The organism is Leifsonia sp. fls2-241-R2A-40a, from assembly GCF_030209575.1.
Taxonomy (GTDB): Bacteria; Actinomycetota; Actinomycetes; order Actinomycetales; family Microbacteriaceae; genus Leifsonia.
This window is the reverse complement of sequence record NZ_JARVRS010000001.1, coordinates 2,068,870-2,084,738: the sequence shown is the minus strand read 5'-3', so window position 1 is coordinate 2,084,738 and position 15,869 is coordinate 2,068,870. Positions and strand designations below refer to the sequence as shown.

Annotated in this window: 18 protein-coding genes; 2 read left to right on the top strand and 16 right to left on the bottom strand. The window is 70.4% G+C overall.

Annotated elements, in window-relative coordinates; genetic code table 11:
• Nucleotides 1-4: 4 nt before the first annotated feature.
• Nucleotides 5-358, top strand: a complete 354-nt coding sequence (locus QRN40_RS10385; protein ID WP_285115540.1) for a YciI family protein — start codon at nt 5-7, stop codon at nt 356-358.
• Here QRN40_RS10385 and QRN40_RS10380 read toward each other — a convergent pair.
• From QRN40_RS10380 to QRN40_RS10365, 4 genes are all read right to left on the bottom strand, one after another.
• A complete protein-coding gene (locus QRN40_RS10380) occupies nt 345-977 on the bottom strand; it encodes a hypothetical protein (protein ID WP_285115538.1) in 633 nt (210 codons plus the stop codon). The genes QRN40_RS10385 and QRN40_RS10380 overlap by 14 nt on opposite strands.
• 63 nt (nt 978-1,040) lie before the next feature.
• On the bottom strand, nt 1,041-1,559 hold the full coding sequence (locus QRN40_RS10375; RefSeq protein WP_285115537.1) for an amino-acid N-acetyltransferase: 519 nt from the start codon (nt 1,557-1,559) through the stop codon (nt 1,041-1,043).
• A 79-nt stretch (nt 1,560-1,638) separates the two neighbouring features.
• Nucleotides 1,639-4,161, bottom strand: coding sequence for an ATP-dependent Clp protease ATP-binding subunit (locus QRN40_RS10370; RefSeq protein WP_285115536.1), 2,523 nt, complete (start codon nt 4,159-4,161; stop codon nt 1,639-1,641).
• A gap of 129 nt (nt 4,162-4,290) precedes the next feature.
• Nucleotides 4,291-4,713 carry a hypothetical protein gene (locus tag QRN40_RS10365; RefSeq protein ID WP_285115535.1) on the bottom strand — a complete coding sequence of 141 codons (423 nt, stop codon included), beginning with the start codon at nt 4,711-4,713 and terminating at the stop codon, nt 4,291-4,293.
• A 57-nt stretch (nt 4,714-4,770) separates the two neighbouring features.
• On the opposite strand from QRN40_RS10365, the gene QRN40_RS10360 reads away from it, so the two are divergent.
• Nucleotides 4,771-5,745 (top strand): pirin family protein, encoded by a 975-nt coding sequence (locus tag QRN40_RS10360; protein ID WP_285115534.1) that lies wholly within the window; start codon nt 4,771-4,773, stop codon nt 5,743-5,745.
• Nucleotides 5,746-5,874: 129 nt separating this feature from the next.
• Here the strand turns inward: QRN40_RS10360 and cls are convergent, their stop codons facing one another.
• From cls to folE, 12 genes are all read right to left on the bottom strand, one after another.
• Entirely contained in the window at nt 5,875-7,338 is a 1,464-nt protein-coding gene (gene cls, locus QRN40_RS10355) for a cardiolipin synthase (protein WP_285115533.1), read from the bottom strand.
• 138 nt (nt 7,339-7,476) lie between these two features.
• Entirely contained in the window at nt 7,477-7,650 is a 174-nt protein-coding gene (locus tag QRN40_RS10350) for a hypothetical protein (protein WP_285115532.1), read from the bottom strand.
• Nucleotides 7,651-7,684: 34 nt separating this feature from the next.
• Nucleotides 7,685-9,229: a lysine--tRNA ligase gene (lysS, locus tag QRN40_RS10345; RefSeq protein WP_285115531.1), complete on the bottom strand. Its 1,545-nt coding sequence runs from the start codon at nt 9,227-9,229 to the stop codon at nt 7,685-7,687.
• 41 nt (nt 9,230-9,270) lie between these two features.
• On the bottom strand, nt 9,271-10,143 hold the full coding sequence (panC, locus tag QRN40_RS10340; RefSeq protein WP_285115530.1) for a pantoate--beta-alanine ligase: 873 nt from the start codon (nt 10,141-10,143) through the stop codon (nt 9,271-9,273).
• A 39-nt stretch (nt 10,144-10,182) separates the two neighbouring features.
• On the bottom strand, nt 10,183-11,004 hold the full coding sequence (locus QRN40_RS10335; protein WP_285115529.1) for a Rossmann-like and DUF2520 domain-containing protein: 822 nt from the start codon (nt 11,002-11,004) through the stop codon (nt 10,183-10,185).
• Nucleotides 11,004-12,632 (bottom strand): PH domain-containing protein, encoded by a 1,629-nt coding sequence (locus QRN40_RS10330; RefSeq protein ID WP_285115528.1) that lies wholly within the window; start codon nt 12,630-12,632, stop codon nt 11,004-11,006. The genes QRN40_RS10335 and QRN40_RS10330 overlap by 1 nt, the downstream gene beginning before the upstream one ends.
• A complete protein-coding gene (locus tag QRN40_RS10325) occupies nt 12,629-13,114 on the bottom strand; it encodes a PH domain-containing protein (RefSeq protein ID WP_285115527.1) in 486 nt (161 codons plus the stop codon). Before QRN40_RS10325 ends, QRN40_RS10330 begins: the two co-directional genes overlap by 4 nt.
• Nucleotides 13,098-13,577: a DUF3180 domain-containing protein gene (locus QRN40_RS10320; protein ID WP_285115526.1), complete on the bottom strand. Its 480-nt coding sequence runs from the start codon at nt 13,575-13,577 to the stop codon at nt 13,098-13,100. The genes QRN40_RS10325 and QRN40_RS10320 overlap by 17 nt, the downstream gene beginning before the upstream one ends.
• Nucleotides 13,574-14,116: a 2-amino-4-hydroxy-6-hydroxymethyldihydropteridine diphosphokinase gene (folK, locus tag QRN40_RS10315; protein WP_285115525.1), complete on the bottom strand. Its 543-nt coding sequence runs from the start codon at nt 14,114-14,116 to the stop codon at nt 13,574-13,576. The genes QRN40_RS10320 and folK overlap by 4 nt, the downstream gene beginning before the upstream one ends.
• Nucleotides 14,113-14,496 carry a dihydroneopterin aldolase gene (gene folB, locus QRN40_RS10310; protein ID WP_285115524.1) on the bottom strand — a complete coding sequence of 128 codons (384 nt, stop codon included), beginning with the start codon at nt 14,494-14,496 and terminating at the stop codon, nt 14,113-14,115. The genes folK and folB overlap by 4 nt, the downstream gene beginning before the upstream one ends.
• Nucleotides 14,489-15,292, bottom strand: a complete 804-nt coding sequence (folP, locus tag QRN40_RS10305) for a dihydropteroate synthase (protein WP_285115523.1) — start codon at nt 15,290-15,292, stop codon at nt 14,489-14,491. The genes folB and folP overlap by 8 nt, the downstream gene beginning before the upstream one ends.
• Nucleotides 15,289-15,867: a GTP cyclohydrolase I FolE gene (gene folE, locus QRN40_RS10300; RefSeq protein ID WP_285115522.1), complete on the bottom strand. Its 579-nt coding sequence runs from the start codon at nt 15,865-15,867 to the stop codon at nt 15,289-15,291. Before folE ends, folP begins: the two co-directional genes overlap by 4 nt.
• Nucleotides 15,868-15,869: the final 2 nt, after the last annotated feature.

The following is a 15,869-nucleotide window of genomic DNA, read 5'->3' as shown; positions in this document are numbered from 1 at the left end:
AACCATGCCGCAGTTCGCCATTTTCATCTTCTCCGACCCCACCATCGACCATGACGCGGCCGAGCTCGCCGAACACGACGAGCACTCCGCCGAGCTGATCCGCTCGGGCGCCCTCAGCGCCGCCTACGCCCTCGCCTCCCCCGCCACCGCGCGGTCGGTCCGCGGCACCGGCATCACCGACGGGCCCTACACCGAGAGCAAAGAGATCATCGCGGGCATCGGCATCATCGAAGCACCCGACCTCGAAGCGGCTCTGACCATCGCGCGACGCAACCCCGCCACCCGCCACGGTGCGGGCGTCGAAGTGCGCGAGATCGAAGGCGCCTACGTCCGCGGGGCCGACGTCACTGCAGGATGAACTGCTTCGTCTCCGCGCTCTTGATGCCCGAGACGGTCGTCTCCAAGTGGTACGACGCGCCGGCGGCAGGAACCTGCTCGCGCTTCGCCTGACACGTGGACGGGTCCGAGCGCGTCCGGTCCCACGTGATCGGCGTCTTCGACGAGATGGTCTTGGCCGGCGCCAGCAGCACCTCCGCGTCGACCTTGTCGGTCTGGCAGTCCGTCGACTTCCAGTAGATCTCGGCGCCGCTCGTGATCGTGAACAGCTGCTGCGCCGTCCCCGCGTCGATCGTGCACGACTTCGACCCGGTGTTCGTCAGCGCGACCGAGAGCTGGGGCAGCTCCCCGGGCGCGTAGACATCCTTGTCGGTGACGGCCTCCACCTTGATGTCGGCCGGCTTGCACGGCTGACCGTCGGCCGAAGCACTCGCGGTGGGGATGCTGGTCGCTGCGGCCGGCGGCTTCGTGGCCGCACCGGCGGGGTGCTGCTTGGCCGGCTCGCCGTTCGAGGCGCCGGGCCGGACGAAGAGGAGGACGATCACGACCACTACGGCGACGACGCCGAGGAGAACGACGAGTCGGCGGCGCCAGTACACGCGGCTCGACTGGGGGCCGACCGGGTTCTTGATCGTCGACATGCCCGCACTATAACCACGCGTCGCCTACGCCCGGGGCAGGCGCGCCCGCCGTGATGCGAGCGCTCAGAGATGCTTCAGCATGCGGGTGTTGCCCAGAGTGTTCGGCTTCACCCGCGCGAGGTCGAGGAACTCCGCGACGCCCTCATCGTTCGACCGCAGAAGCTCCGCATACACCTGAGGATCGACGCTCCCCTCGCCCATCTCCTCGAAGCCGTTGCGGGCGAAGAAGTCGACCTCGAAGGTGAGGCAGAACAGGCGGTCGAGGCCGAGCTCGCGCGCATCCCCCTCGAGTCGGCCGAGCAGCGCGCGACCGACCCCCTTCCCGAGCCACTCGTCCGCGACCGCGAGGGTGCGGACCTCGCCCAGGTCGCTCCAGATGACGTGCAGAGCGCCGCAGCCGATCAGCCCGCCCGACGCGTCCTGGGCGACCCGGAACTCCTGCACGGACTCGTACAGCGTCACCATCTCCTTGCCCAGGAGGATGCGGCGCTGCACCAGCGGCTCCACGAGCTCCTGGATGCGCGGGACGTCACTCGTCCGCGCACGCCGGATGATGAACCCTGGATCGCTCTCGCCACTCACGATTCCACCCTACCGAGACGACGAAAGGGCCGGCCTCCGAAGAGGCCGGCCCTTGTCGCAGAACGTCAGTTCAGCGAGATCACTCGTTCGCTGCCAGGTCCGGCGTGGCCGGTCCGGTGCCGATCGCGGCGGTCGCGTTGATCCCCGCACCGATCGGCTCCTTGCGGGCCGTGGTCGTGAAGACGAACTCGCCGTCGGCGAAGTCGACGTGGACGTGGTCGCCCGCGTTGAGCTCGCCGTGCAGGATCCGCTCGCTCAGCCGGTCCTCGATCTCGTGCTGCACAGCGCGGCGCAGTGGACGGGCGCCGAGCGTCGGGTCGAACCCGACCTCGATCAGCCGCTCCTTCGCCGGCAGAGCCAGCTCGATGGTCATGTCGCGGTCGAGCAGACGGGTCGACAGGCGCTTGATGAACAGGTCGACGATCTGCAGGAGCTCGCTCTTGTCCAGCTGCGGGAAGACGATGATCTCGTCGACACGGTTCAGGAACTCGGGCTTGAAGTTCTTCTTCAGCTCTTCGTAGACCTTGCCGCGCATCCGGTCGTAACCGGTCTGCGGGTCACCCTCGATCTGGAACCCGACGGGGCCGCCGGAGATGTCCTTGGTACCGAGGTTGGTGGTCATGATGATCACGGTGTTCTTGAAGTCGACCACGCGACCCTGACCATCCGTCAGACGTCCCTCCTCCAGGATCTGGAGCAGCGAGTTGAAGATGTCCGGGTGCGCCTTCTCGATCTCGTCGAACAGCACGACGCTGAACGGCTTGCGGCGGACCTTCTCGGTGAGCTGACCGCCCTCTTCGAAGCCGACGAACCCGGGAGGGGCACCGAACAGCCGGGAGACGGTGTGCTTCTCGCCGTATTCCGACATGTCGAGCGAGATCATGGCCGACTCGTCGTCGAACAGGAACTCGGCGAGCGCCTTGGCCAGCTCGGTCTTACCGACACCGGTGGGGCCGGCGAAGATGAACGAGCCGGAGGGACGCTTCGGGTCCTTCAGGCCGGCGCGGGTGCGTCGGATGGTCTTCGAGAGAGCCGAGATGGCCTCCTCCTGACCGATGACGCGCTCGTGCAGAGCCTTCTCCATGTAGACGAGTCGCGCGGACTCCTCTTCGGTGAGCTTGAACACGGGGATGCCGGTCGCCTGGGCCAGCACCTCGGCGATGAGCCCCTCGTCGACCTCGGCCGTGGTCTTGACCTCGCCCGAGCGCCACTGCTTCTCGAGGCGGAGCCGCTCGCCGAGCAGGTTCTTCTCCTCGTCGCGCAGGCTGGCGGCCTTCTCGAAGTCCTGGTCCTCGATCGCGCCCTCCTTCTGGGAGCGGACGGCGGCGATCTTGTCGTCGAACTCGCGCAGCTCCGGCGGGGCCGACAGGATCGACAGGCGCAGGCGGGCGCCGGCCTCGTCGATCAGGTCGATGGCCTTGTCCGGGAGGAAGCGGTCCTGGATGTAGCGGTCGGCGAGGTTCGCCGCGGCCACGATCGCGCCGTCGGTGATGGAAACCTTGTGGTGCGCCTCGTAGCGGTCGCGGAGACCCTTGAGGATGTTGATCGCGTGGGGCAGCGACGGCTCGGCCACCTGGATGGGCTGGAACCGGCGCTCGAGCGCGGCATCCTTCTCGAAGTGCTTGCGGTACTCGTCGAGCGTGGTCGCACCGATGGTCTGCAGCTCACCGCGGGCGAGCAGCGGCTTCAGGATGCTGGCCGCGTCGATCGCGCCCTCGGCGGCACCGGCACCCACGAGGGTGTGGATCTCGTCGATGAACGTGATGATGTCGCCGCGGGTGCGGATCTCCTTGGTGACCTTCTTCAGGCGCTCCTCGAAGTCGCCGCGGTAGCGGGAGCCGGCGATCAGCGAACCGAGGTCGAGCGTGTAGAGCTGCTTGTCCTTCAGCGTCTCGGGCACGTCGCCGCGGACGATGGCCTGCGCGAGGCCCTCGACGACGGCGGTCTTGCCGACGCCGGGCTCACCGATCAGGACCGGGTTGTTCTTGGAGCGGCGCGACAGGATCTGCATGACGCGCTCGATCTCCTTCTCGCGTCCGATCACCGGGTCGAGCTTGTTGTCGCGGGCGGCCTGCGTGAGGTTGCGGCCGAACTGGTCGAGGATCTGGCTACCGGCCTGCGCGGTGGTCTGATCGTTGCCGCCCACCTGGACCTGCTCCTTGCCCTGGTAGCCGGAGAGGAGCTGGATGACCTGCTGGCGGACGCGGTTGAGGTCGGCCCCGAGCTTCACGAGCACCTGGGCGGCGACGCCCTCGCCCTCGCGGATCAGGCCGAGCAGGATGTGCTCGGTCCCGATGTAGTTGTGGCCGAGCTGGAGGGCCTCGCGGAGGCTGAGCTCGAGGACCTTCTTGGCGCGCGGCGTGAACGGGATGTGCCCGGTCGGCTGCTGTTGGCCCTGGCCGATGATGTCCTGGACCTGCTCGCGGACGGCGTCCAGCGAGATGCCGAGCGACTCGAGCGCCTTCGCGGCGACGCCCTCACCCTCGTGGATCAGGCCGAGCAGGATGTGCTCGGTCCCGATGTAGTTGTGGTTGAGCATCTTGGCCTCTTCTTGGGCCAAGACGACGACACGGCGGGCGCGGTCGGTGAATCTCTCGAACATGTCTACTCCTCGTACGACACCGGGCAGGTTCGGCGTCGATACAAAGAGAGTAACCACCGCTCCCCCCGTCGCGTGGGCCTGTTCGCCGTGGGCGTGACAGCTCTCAGGCGGCCGGGAGGATTGGGCGGTTCAGCCCTGACGGGCGGGCAGAGTGAGGGTCGCATCCGGCAGGACGACGTTCACCTCGGCGCTCTTCGTGATGTGGTCCGGAGTGGCGAAGACGGTGGTGTGGGGTACGTAGTCGCGGGTGCAGATGCCGCCGGGCGCGGGCGCGAGGACCGCCTTGATCGTGTCGGCGCCGCTCACCGAGATGTTCTGCACCTTCGGCGGGCACGACGAGCTGCCGTAGAGGACGATCGCCACGCGCGCGCCGTCCTCGAGCCAGGCGGCCCAGGCGGCGCCGCCGGCGCTGCTCGCGGGCGCCTGCACGCCCTTCGGCTCGCCCGCGTAATCGTCGACGGGCCGGCCCGGCGCGGAGGAGCATCCGGCGAGCGCCGCCACGGCCACGAGGGCGGCGACGGCGGGGAGGAGTCGGGTGGCGGTCCGGGGCACGAGTCCATTCTAGGAAGGACCGCTCCGTGCCCGCTGGCGGACGCCTAGGATGCCGCTATGAGCAACTTGGAGAGGGATCCTGCTGAGCTCGTGGCGGACTCCGCAGTGCTCACGGACGCGGGGATCGACATCCTGGAACCGCGCGATGTGCCGCTCGGCGGACCGCGCGCGATGACCGTCCGCCGGACCCTCCCGCAGCGCCGCCGCTCCCTCATCGGCGGCTGGTGCTTCATCGACCACTACGGTCCCGACGACGTCTCGGCGACGGGTGGGATGCGCGTCCCGCCCCACCCGCACACCGGCCTGCAGACGGTCAGCTGGCTCTTCGAGGGCGAGATCGACCACCGCGACAGCGTAGGGAGCCACGCGCTGGTCCGCCCGGGTGAGCTGAATCTCATGACGGCCGGCCGCGGGATCAGCCACTCGGAGGTGTCGACACCGCGGACGTCGCGTCTGCACGGGGTGCAGCTGTGGGTGGCGCTCCCTGCCGTCTCGCGCGATGTCGCCCCGTTCTTCGAGCACCACACCCCGGTGGCCGGAAGCATCGGTCCGGCGGCGGTGCGGACCTTCGTCGGCTCGCTCGCCGGAAGCGGCACCGACGCGACCGTCTTCTCGCCCCTGGTCGGCGCCGAGATCCTGATGCCGGGAGGCTCGACCATCGACGTGCCGCTCGACCCGTCGTTCGAGCACGGGGTGCTGGTCGACGCGGGCGAGGTGACCGTCGAGGGTGTCGCCGTCCCCCGCTCGCACCTGGCCTACCTCCATCCCGGTCGCGCCGCCGTCACCGTCAGCGCCGCGACCCCCGCACGGCTGATCCTCGTCGGCGGCGAGCCTCTGGGCGAAGAGATCGTGATGTGGTGGAACTTCATCGGCCGCAGCCATGAGGACATCGTCCGCTACCGCGCCGACTGGCAGGACGAGGTCATCGCCGGCGCCGAGCCGGACGGCCGCTTCGGCACGGTCGAGGGCTACGACGGGATGCCGCTGCCGGCACCCGAGCTGCCGACCGTCCGCCTGCGCCCCCGCGGCTGAGCCCCTCCCCTTTCGTCCACACCGCGCCTCCGACGGACTTCTCCACAGAGTCCGCGACTGCGCTCTGCGACGCGCTGCCCGGGGAACATAGAGCTGCTCAGGGAGCTGGTCTCCTGATCCGCCCGCGCGCTACTGCAGGGCGGAGGTCAGCCGTGCGAGGTTGTCGAGCACCGTGGAGCGGAGCGGCTGCTTCATCCACTCGTCCAGGGTGAGTTCGCGGCTGTCGCGGCGGTAGCCGTCCTCCACCTTGCGCATCTCCTCGACGAAGGACTTGCCGCGCACCATCAGCGACACCTCCATGTTGAGCTGGAAGGAGCGCATGTCCATGTTGCTCGAACCGATGACCGCGACGTCGTCATCGATCGTGAAGTGCTTCGCATGGAGGATGTACGGCGCCTTGTACATGTAGATCCGCACGCCGGCGCGCAGCAGCGCCTCGTAGTACGAGCGCTGGGCGTGGTAGACGAGCACCTGGTCTCCGATCTCCGAGACGAAGAGCTCGACCGAGATCCCGCGCTGCACCGCAGACGTGATCGCCATGAGCATCGACTCGTCCGGCACGAAGTAGGGCGACGTGATGACGATGCGCTCCTGCGCGTAGTACAGCAGCGCGAGGAACAGCCGGAGGTTGTTCTCACCGGCGAACCCGGGGCCGGAGGGGACGACCTGCGCATCCAGCTCGTTGTCGTCGATGTCATCGGTGATCGGCTCGGTCTCGCGGCGGAGCAGTTCGTCGGTCTCGCTGTACCAGTCGGTGATGAAGATGGCGTTCAGACCGGCGACGATGGGGCCCTCCAGCCGGACGATGAGCTCTTTCCACTTGAGGCCGCGCCGGAGATTCGACTTCTTGTTGTAGCTGCGGTCGATGACGTTCTGCGAGCCCATGAAGCCCACGCGGCCGTCGACGATGAGCAGCTTGCGGTGGTTGCGGAGGTCGGGCCGCTGATAGCGTCCACGCAACGGCTGCACCGGCAGCATGAGCTGCCACTTCGCGCCCATCGCGGAGAGCCGTCGCAGCGTCCGCTTGTAGTCCGGGGTACGCAGCGAGGCGATGTGGTCGAGCAGCACGCGCACGGTCACTCCGCGCTTGACCGCGCCCTCGAGCGCGTCGAACAGCGGCGCCGTCGTGTGGTCGAGCGTGAGGATGTAGAACTCGACGTGCACGTACCGGCGCGCCTTGCGGATCTCCTCCGCCATCGAGTCGAGCGACCCCTGGTAGTCGCCGTTCAGCGTCGCGCGGTTGCCGCCGACCAGCGGCATCGCGCCGAGCTTGCGGTTGAGCTCCACGACGCCTTCGAGCCACGGCGGCCACGGGTGATCGCGGCGCACGCGCTCGATGCCCTCGGTGCTGTCGATGATGAAGCGGTTGATCTCCTCCTGCTTGTCCCGCCGGCGCTTCGGCAGCTTGTAGCTGCCGATGAGCAGGAAGAACAGGATGCCGACATACGGGATCAGGAAGATCGCGAGCAGCCACGCGGTCGCGGAGGTGGGCTTGCGATTGCGCGGGACGAAGATGATCGCCAGGACGCGGATGACGAAGTCGACGAGCAGGGCGAGAACGATGGAGAGGGAGACCCAGAACCCCGTCTCCATGCACACATCCGTCCGTCGATCGCCGTGAGGCACGGCCGCGCCCCAGAGCTACCGTATCGGGTGCCGGCGACGTGGGGCACGCGGAGCGACCGCGCGGCGGGCGCTGTGGGACCGCTCAGAGGGCGGCCAAGGTCCGGGTCAGGGCTTGGGCGCGAGGCCGCGGCGGGCGCGCTCCTCCGCCTCCAGGCGGTTGTACGCCTTCCGCTCGCTGCGGTCGGCACGCACGACGGCACGCATGATGAGCCAGAAGAGCAGGCCGACCAGCACGGTCGGTGCGAGGGCCCAGACGATACCGCTGATGACGTCGTTCATAACGCACCCATCGTAACTCCGGCCGCTGGGAGCGCTACTTGACCAGCGGGAACAGGATGGTCTCGCGGATGCCGAGGCCGGTCAGCGCCATCAGCAGCCGGTCGATCCCCATGCCCATTCCGCCGGTCGGCGGCATCCCGAACTCGAGGGCCCGCAGGAACTCCTCGTCCAGGCGCATCGCCTCATTGTCGCCGGCCGCCGCGAGCTTCGCCTGCTCGACGAAGCGCTCGCGCTGCACGACCGGGTCGACGAGCTCGGAGTATCCGGTCGCCAGTTCGAAGCCGCGGGTGTAGAGGTCCCACTTCTCGACGACGCCCTCGCGCGAGCGGTGCGCACGCACGAGCGGGCTGGTGTCGACGGGGAAGTCCATGACGAACGTCGGCCGCACCAGGTCGGTCTTGACGTAGTGCTCCCACAGTTCCTCGACGTACTTGCCCGGCAGCGGGTGCTCGATCTCGATTCCGGCCAGGGCCGCGAGCTCGCGCAGGCGCTCGATCGGTGTCTCGGGCGTGATCTGCTCGCCGATCGCGTCGGAGAGGCTGTCGTACATCCGGATGCGGTCCCACTCGCCACTCAGATCGTACTCGGTGCCGTCGGCCCAGGTGACGACGTGCGATCCGGAGACGGCGACCGCCGCATCCTGGATCAGTCGCTGCGTCAGGTCGGCGATCGAGTTGTAGTCGCCGTAGGCCTGGTACGCCTCGAGCATGGCGAACTCGGGCGAGTGGGTGGAGTCGGCGCCCTCGTTGCGGAAGTTGCGGTTGATCTCGAACACCCGGTCGATTCCGCCGACGACGGCGCGCTTCAGGTACAGCTCGGGCGCGATGCGCAAGAACAGGTCGGTGTCGAACGCGTTGGAGTGGGTCACGAACGGCCGCGCCGAGGCGCCACCGTGGATGACCTGCAGCATCGGGGTCTCGACCTCGAGGAAGTCGCGCTCGGTGAAGGTTCGGCGCAGGCTCGCGACCGCCTTCGCGCGGTCGAACACCGTCTTGCGCGCCTGCTCGCGGGCGATCAGGTCGAGGTAGCGGGCGCGGACGCGCGTCTCCTCGCTGAGCTCGCTGTGCAGGTTCGGGAGGGGCAGCAGCGCCTTGGCCGCGATGCGCCACTCCTGCGCCATCACCGACAGCTCGCCGCGGCGGCTCGAGATGACCTCGCCGGAGACGAACACGTGGTCGCCCAGGTCGACCAGTTCCTTCCAGGCGCCCAGCGACTCCTCGCCGACCTCGCCCAGGGAGACCATGACCTGGATGCGCGAGCCGTCCCCCGCCTGGAGCACAGCGAAGCACAGCTTGCCGGTGTTCCGGAGGTGCACGACACGGCCGGCGATGCCGACGATCTCGCCGGAGGTCTCGTCGGCCTGCAGGTGGTCCCACTTCGCGCGCACGGCCGGGATCGTCGTGGTGACGGGCACGTCGACGGGGTAGGCCCCGCCTCCGGGGCCCTCCGCCTCGGCCAGCAGCCGGTCGCGCTTGGCCAGCCGGACCGCCTTCTGCTCGCTGATCTCGTCCTCGCTGATCCCGCCCTCGCCGAGCTGGTCGGGTCCGGGGGCGGCCGAGGTGGTCTGCGCGTCGGTCATCGCTGTCTTTCCGTTCGAGAAGGCGGGCGGGGCTTCGGCGGTCACACCGTGAGGCGCTGGTTGTCGATCAGCCGGGTCGTTCCGACGCGGGCGGCGATCAGCATCAGGGCGGGACCGTGGTGGTCAGGCGACGCTTCGCGGAAGGTTTCCGGGTCGACGATCGCGAGATAGTCCAGCTTAACCGCTGGCTCCGCTTCGATGCGTGCGCGTGCCGCCTGGAGGGCGGCGTCGACTCCGCCGGAAGCCGTCTCGGCCCCGGCGGCGAGCGCCTGCGAGAGGGCGACGGCGGCCAGTCGGTCCTCCTCGGCGAGGTACCGGTTGCGGCTGGAGAGCGCCAGGCCGTCGGTCTCCCGCACCGTGTCCACCACGGCGATCGAGACGGGCAGATCGAGGTCGTCCACCATGCGGCCGATGACGTGCGCCTGCTGCGCGTCCTTCTGGCCGAACACGGCCACATCCGGCTGCACGATGTTGAAGAGCTTGGTCACCACGGTGAGCACGCCGTCGAAGTGGCCGGGACGCGAGGCGCCCTCGAACCTGGTTCCGGACTCGCCGGCGCTCACCCGCGTCTCCGACGGACCGTGCGGGTACATCTCCGCCGCCGTCGGCGCGAAGACGATGTCGGCCAGGCCCTCCAGGGCGACGACATCCGCGTCGAGAGTCCGGGGGTAGCGCTCGAGGTCCTCCCCCGGCCCGAACTGCAGCGGGTTGACGAAGATCGACACCACGACGACGCCGCCCAGGTCTCGCGCCCGCGAGACCAGCCGCAGGTGGCCGTCGTGCAGCGCCCCCATCGTCGGCACGAGCACCACCCGTCCGGTCGGCGCGTCGGCCGGCCCGTCCTGCCGGGCGGCGCGACGCGCCTCGGCGACCCGTGCCCTCAACGTGGCGATGGTGGTGATGATCTCTGGCATGCGCGTCCCTTCAGCCGGCGGCGACCGGCCGCAACAAGGCTACTCGCCGCGCAGGAACCAGCCGCGCCCGTCGTCGCGCGGATCACCCGGGCCGCCGTCGCCGGAGGCCTCGTCGTGCAGGGCGTCGATCACCGCGTCGAGGTCGAGCCGCGTCGGCGCGCCCGCACGCGTGAGGGCATTGTCCACCGACGACCGGATGAGCGAGCTGAGGAACGAGCCGGGGTTCTCGACACCGATGGCGTGCAGCAGCCCGGTCGACTGCTCCACGATCGACCGGGAGAACGAGGTGGCCGTTGCGATGGCCTCGGCGTACGCCGGCCGGTCCGCCTCGGCGACGACCACGGGCTCCCCGCCCATCTCGACGACCAGTGCCTGGGCGATGGGCAGCACCGCTGCGGGTGCGGTCACCGCGAAGTAGCTCTCGCCGAGCCGCGACAGGTCGAGGCTCGTGCCCGTGAACTCGACGGCCGGATGCACGGCGAGCGGGATGGCGCCGGCGGCGGCCGCGGGACGCAGGACGTCGATCCCGAAGCCGGGGGCGGTGTGCAGCACGATCTGCCCGGGCTGCCAGGTGCCGGTTGCGGCGAGCCCGGCCACCAGGCCGGGGAGCTCCGCGTCCGGGACGGCGAGGATGACCAGCTCGCTGCGCTCGACCACTGTCGGGACGTCGAGGATGGGCACGCCGGGCAGCATCCCCTCGGCGCGCTCACGGCTGGTTTCGGAGACGGCGGAGACGCCGACGATCGCGTGGCCCGCACCGGCGAGCGCGAGGCCGAGCACCGGTCCGACGCGGCCGGCCCCGACGATGCCGAGGCCCAGCCGCCCGGAGCGCTGCGACGGCGGACGGGCGGATGGCTGCATCAGGGTGTCTCCTCGGGGCGGGGTGCCGGGTCGGGTGTCGTGCGTCCCCAGCGGTGGCTGCGGTCGGCTGCGGAGGCCGCCACCGCGCGGGCGGAGACCTCCTCGAACAGCCGGACGCCGGTGGGTGCGTCGATCGCGGCCAGCCGCGGGCGGACCGGGCCGGACACGGTGTGGAAGCGGGCCCCCGCGAGCGCGAGCGCCGCATCCAGAGGTCCCTGCTCGAGTTCGAGGCTCTGCAGGCGCGCGAGCGGCACGATCGCCAGGCTGCGCCAGACGATGCCCCGCCGCAGCAGGATCGCGTCGTCGACCAGCCGGAAGCCGGTGCGCTGCCAGGAGAGCGGCCGGATCCACGCCGCGCGACGCGGGCTGCCCGTGAACTCGTCGCGGCCCCGGGAGGACATGCCCGCCTCGATGAGGCCGCGGTGCTCGTCGGTGGCGAAGCCCGGAAGGACGAGCGAGAGCACGCGCGAGACGTCACGCGCGTCGCCGACGGGCAGCATCGTCGTGTTCGGCTGGCCGGCCGCGCCCTTCTCGCGCGAGTGCCCTGCGGTGTCGATCCGGATCTGCCACCACCCGAAGGGCCGCCAGAGCAGGGGCTGAAGCACCTCGACGGCATGGATGCGCCCGGGCGGCAGCGTCTCGTTGCTCGTGCTCAGCAGGCCGAAGCCGACCCGGACGCCGTCCGCGGTCCCCGCGATGGAGTAGCGCAGCGACTTGGTGAAGCGGTTGATGTAGAAGCTCGCCGAGCCCAGCAGTCCCGGCAACACGACGATCAGCAGCCAGAACGCGCCGCTCGAGGCTCCCCAGATCAGGATGGCGACCACCACGACGACGAACACGGTGAAGCCGCTGAGGAGCAGCGATCCGAGCAGCCGCAGCGGCGGGATCTTGACCACGGACTCCGGGGGCGCCGCGTTTGGGTCGAGCTCCGGGGCGAGGAACTCGTTCACCCGGCGGCCGACGAGGTCGCCCACCGCGGCCGCGCGGGACGGGCCCGCGCCATCGGCGCCGGTTCCGGCGACTGCGGCTTCCGCCTCGGCGGCCTCCGCGGCCCGGACCCCCGACGCCAACCGCAGCACGTCGGCCCGCAGGCCGTCCGCGAGCGACGACCCGAGGTAGGCGAGCTGCACGTTCGCGTCGTGCCCCGCCACCGAGATGTCCAGCTTCGCCGCCCCGAAGATCCGGGCGATGAGCGGGCGGACGACGTTGATGCCCTGGATGCGGTCGAGCCGCGCCTTGCGCTGCGTGCGGAACAGGATGCCGCTGCGCACCTCCACCGCGTCGCCGGTGATCCGGAAGCTGTGCATCCGCCACGACAGGTAGAACGCCCCGAAGCAGAGCAGGAGCACGACGGCGACGCCGAGCAGGGCCCAGCCCTCCCAGCCGTGGTCGTAGATCGCGTCGAGCGGGTCGCCGCCGTAATTCGGTGCGCCGACGAAGAAGCTGATCAGCCGCTCGCGCAGGTTGGACAGCACGAAACCGAAGAGAGCGATGAAGACGATCCCGCCGCGCAGCAGCGGCGTCGCCGGGTGCAGTCGGTGCCACTCGCCGTCGGTGTACCGCTCGGCCGCGCGCTCCGCGGGCGTCAGGGGCGCCCCCGTCGGCAGCCGGCCGCTCGGCGTGCTCACAGTCCCGCCCGTCTGCTCTCCGCCAACTCGACCAGCCGGTCGCGCAGGTCCGCGGCCTGCGGCTCGGGCAGGCCGGGCACCATCACCCCGGTGGACGCGGCAGCGGTCACGAACTTGAGGTCGGCGAGCCCCAGCATCCGGCTGACCGGGCCGCGGTTGATGTCGATCAGCTGCATTCGGCCGTAGGGCACCGAGACGAAGCGCTGGAACATGATCCCGCGGCGGAACAGCAGGTCGTCATCGCGCAGGCGGTACCCGATCGAGCGTGCGCGCCGGGGCGCGATGATGAGCGCGATGACGGTGATCACGACGACGGCCGCGAGGGCGATCCAGCCGAACGGCCATCCCCCGACCAGCCAGAGGAAGAGGGACGCCGCCGACAGCACCAGTCCGGTGATCACGGTGCTGGCGATGACGACGAGGACGTACTTCGGCGAGACCCGGTGCCAGTCCCCGACGGTGAGGTCAATCCGTTCCGGCATGGACGCTCTCCGTGCGCTCGTCGTCGTCGCCCGGGGGCAGGGTGCAGAACAGCTCCGCCACGAGTCCCGCGATCAGCAGAATGACCGCGCCGGCGGTCGCGAGAGCGGTGAGCAGGATGGCGTTCCCGCCCGGGAGCACGTCGCGCGAGAGCAGGTACGCACCCACGCCGACGCCCATCCCCGTGAGCAGCGCGCCGCTCAGCGCGCACGCCTTGGCGAGCACGACGATGCGCGTCGCCTGGAACGGGTCGATGCGGCGGACGGTGTTCCCGCGGACGGCGCGGCGGATCGGCAGGGCGAACGCCACGACGATGACCGCCACGGCGAACAGCGTGATCGGGAGGGTGAGCGGCGGGATGAACACGGTCTGACCGGTCCCGGACAGAGCGAGTTCGGCCAGGAAGCCGACGACGAGCCCGGCGACCCCCAGACCGATGAGCGAGCTCGCGCGCGTGCGCTTCACGGGCGCTCCTCCCACAGCCGGACCGGGTCGATCGCCCGTGCGGCGAGCTCGGCGACCGGCCCGAAGCCGGGGAGCTGAGCGCCCGGGTCGACGTCGAGCCACGGCACCAGGACGAACGCGCGCTCGTGCGCGCGCGGATGCGGCAGAACGATGCGCGGGTCGTCGTCCGAGACGATGCCGCCGTAGTCGACGATGTCGATATCGATCGTTCGGTCGCCCCAGCGCTCCTCGCGGACGCGGCCGAGGCCGTCCTCGATGGCGTTGACCAGCTCCAGGAGCGGCAGTGGGTCGAGCAGCGTGTGGATGAGCGCCACTGCGTTGAGGTAGGCCGGGGCGTCGCCGTCGATACCCTTCGGCTTCAGCGCCGGCGTCTCGTACAGGCGCGAGACGGCGCGCACATCGACGCCCGCCTCGGCGTTGAGCGCGTCGACGGCGGCGCGGATGGTGCCGGCTCGGTCGCCGAGGTTGCTCCCGAAGGCGAGCACCGCGGGCGAGCCCACGCGCATGCGGACGGGCTTGCCGAGCGGAGCGGCGTTCATGCGCGACCCCGCGTGATGCGGACGGCGACGTCGCCGAACGGCACGCTGATCGGCGCCTGCGGCTTGTGCACCGTGACCTCCACCACCTCGACCTGCTGATGCGCGAGCGCCGTCACGGCGACCCGCTCGGCGACCGTCTCGATGAGGTCGACCGGGTCGCGCTCGACCGCGGCCACCACCTCCTCGGCCAGCTCGCCGTAGTGGACCGTCGCCGCCAGCTCGTCGTTCGCGGAGGCGGCGGAGAGGTCCAGCCACGCCGTCACGTCGACGACGAAGTCCTGCCCCTCGGCGCGCTCGAAGTCGAAGACGCCGTGATTGGCCCGGACGCGCAGGCCGGTCAGCACGATCGAATCGGCCGGCCGCGACTGGATGCTACTCATCGCGTCCAGCTTGCCACGCCCGCACCACGTCGAGGGCGATCCGGGTCGACGGCACGTCGTGCACGCGGACGGCCCACGCCCCCGCCTGTGCGGCCAGGGCGGAGATGACGGCGGTCGGGGCGTCGCGGTCCTCCGCCGGTGCGCCGTCCGGCAGCAGGGCGCCCAGGAACCGTTTGCGGGAGGCGCCGATCAGCACCGGATAGCCGAGCGTCTCGATCTCGTGCAGCCCGGCGAGCACCTGCCAGTTGTGGTGCCCGTTCTTCGAGAATCCGAGCCCCGGGTCGAGGATGAGCTTTGCCGGGTCGACGCCGCGCTGCAGCAGGTCGGTCACGCGAGCGGACAGCTCGGCGCGCACCTCCGCGACCGTGTGGGTGTAGACCGCGCGCGAGTCGGCCGCGTCGAGTCGCCCCCGCCAGTGCATGACGACGTACTGCGCGTCCGTCTCGAGGACGACCTCGGGCATCCGCGCATCCGCCAGTCCGCCGGAGACGTCGTTGATGATCGCCGCGCCGGCCTCGACGGCAGCACGCGCGGTCGATGCGTTCAGCGTGTCGACGCTGACCGTCACGCCGTTCGCCGCGAGTTCGCGGATGACCGGGACGACGCGGCTCTGCTCCTCGGCGGGATCGACGCGGATCGCGCCCGGGCGCGTGGACTCGCCCCCCACATCCACCAGGTCCGCGCCCTGGGCGACCAGGTCGAGCCCGTGCGCGATGGCGGCGTCCGGCTCCAGCCAGAGCCCGCCGTCGCTGAACGAGTCCGGCGTCACATTGAGGACGCCCATGATGAGGGTCACTCGGTGCCGCGTCCGATCAGGGCGATGAGTTCCGCCCGGACGGTGGGGTCGGTGTAGGCGCCGCGCGCGGCCATGGTCACCGTGGTGCTCGAAGTCTGCCGCGCGCCGCGGGTGGTGACGCACGCGTGGACCGCGTCCAGCACGACGAGGACGCCACGCGCCTGGGCGCCGCTCTCGATCGTGTCCGCGATCTGCTCGGTCAGCCTCTCCTGGATCTGCGGGCGAGCCGACAGCGTCTCGATGACCCGCGGGATGCGGCCGAGACCGACGACCTTCTCTCCCGGCAGGTACGCCACGTGGGCGACGCCCAGGAACGGGAGGAGGTGGTGCTCGCACACCGAGCGGAACTCGATGTCGCGCACGATGACGGTCTCCGCGGTGCGGCCCTCTTCGAGCGGCACCGGCTCGCCGAGGTCCTCGGCGGCGTCACGGCCGAGCCCCGAGAAGAACTCGGCGTAGGCATCCGCCACGTGCGAGGGCGTGCCCTGCAGGCCCGGACGCGCCGGATCCTCGCCGATGGCGGCGAGGATCTCGGCGACGGCCGCTTCGATGCGCGGACGATCGATTTCGGTCATGC

Bases quoted from the DNA above. Each gene is read 5' to 3' on its own strand.
- cls (WP_285115533.1), bottom strand. From the start codon at position 7,338: ATGGAGACGGGGTTCTGGGTCTCCCTCTCCATCGTTCTCGCCCTGCTC.
- QRN40_RS10350 (WP_285115532.1), bottom strand. From the start codon at position 7,650: ATGAACGACGTCATCAGCGGTATCGTCTGGGCCCTCGCACCGACCGTG.
- panC (WP_285115530.1), bottom strand. From the start codon at position 10,143: ATGCCAGAGATCATCACCACCATCGCCACGTTGAGGGCACGGGTCGCC.
- folB (WP_285115524.1), bottom strand. From the start codon at position 14,496: ATGAGTAGCATCCAGTCGCGGCCGGCCGATTCGATCGTGCTGACCGGC.
- QRN40_RS10325 (WP_285115527.1), bottom strand. From the start codon at position 13,114: ATGCCGGAACGGATTGACCTCACCGTCGGGGACTGGCACCGGGTCTCG.
- folK (WP_285115525.1), bottom strand. From the start codon at position 14,116: ATGAACGCCGCTCCGCTCGGCAAGCCCGTCCGCATGCGCGTGGGCTCG.
- QRN40_RS10360 (WP_285115534.1), top strand. From the start codon at position 4,771: ATGAGCAACTTGGAGAGGGATCCTGCTGAGCTCGTGGCGGACTCCGCA.
- QRN40_RS10385 (WP_285115540.1), top strand. From the start codon at position 5: ATGCCGCAGTTCGCCATTTTCATCTTCTCCGACCCCACCATCGACCAT.
- QRN40_RS10370 (WP_285115536.1), bottom strand. From the start codon at position 4,161: ATGTTCGAGAGATTCACCGACCGCGCCCGCCGTGTCGTCGTCTTGGCC.
- lysS (WP_285115531.1), bottom strand. From the start codon at position 9,229: ATGACCGACGCGCAGACCACCTCGGCCGCCCCCGGACCCGACCAGCTC.
- QRN40_RS10380 (WP_285115538.1), bottom strand. From the start codon at position 977: ATGTCGACGATCAAGAACCCGGTCGGCCCCCAGTCGAGCCGCGTGTAC.
- QRN40_RS10335 (WP_285115529.1), bottom strand. From the start codon at position 11,004: ATGCAGCCATCCGCCCGTCCGCCGTCGCAGCGCTCCGGGCGGCTGGGC.
- folE (WP_285115522.1), bottom strand. From the start codon at position 15,867: ATGACCGAAATCGATCGTCCGCGCATCGAAGCGGCCGTCGCCGAGATC.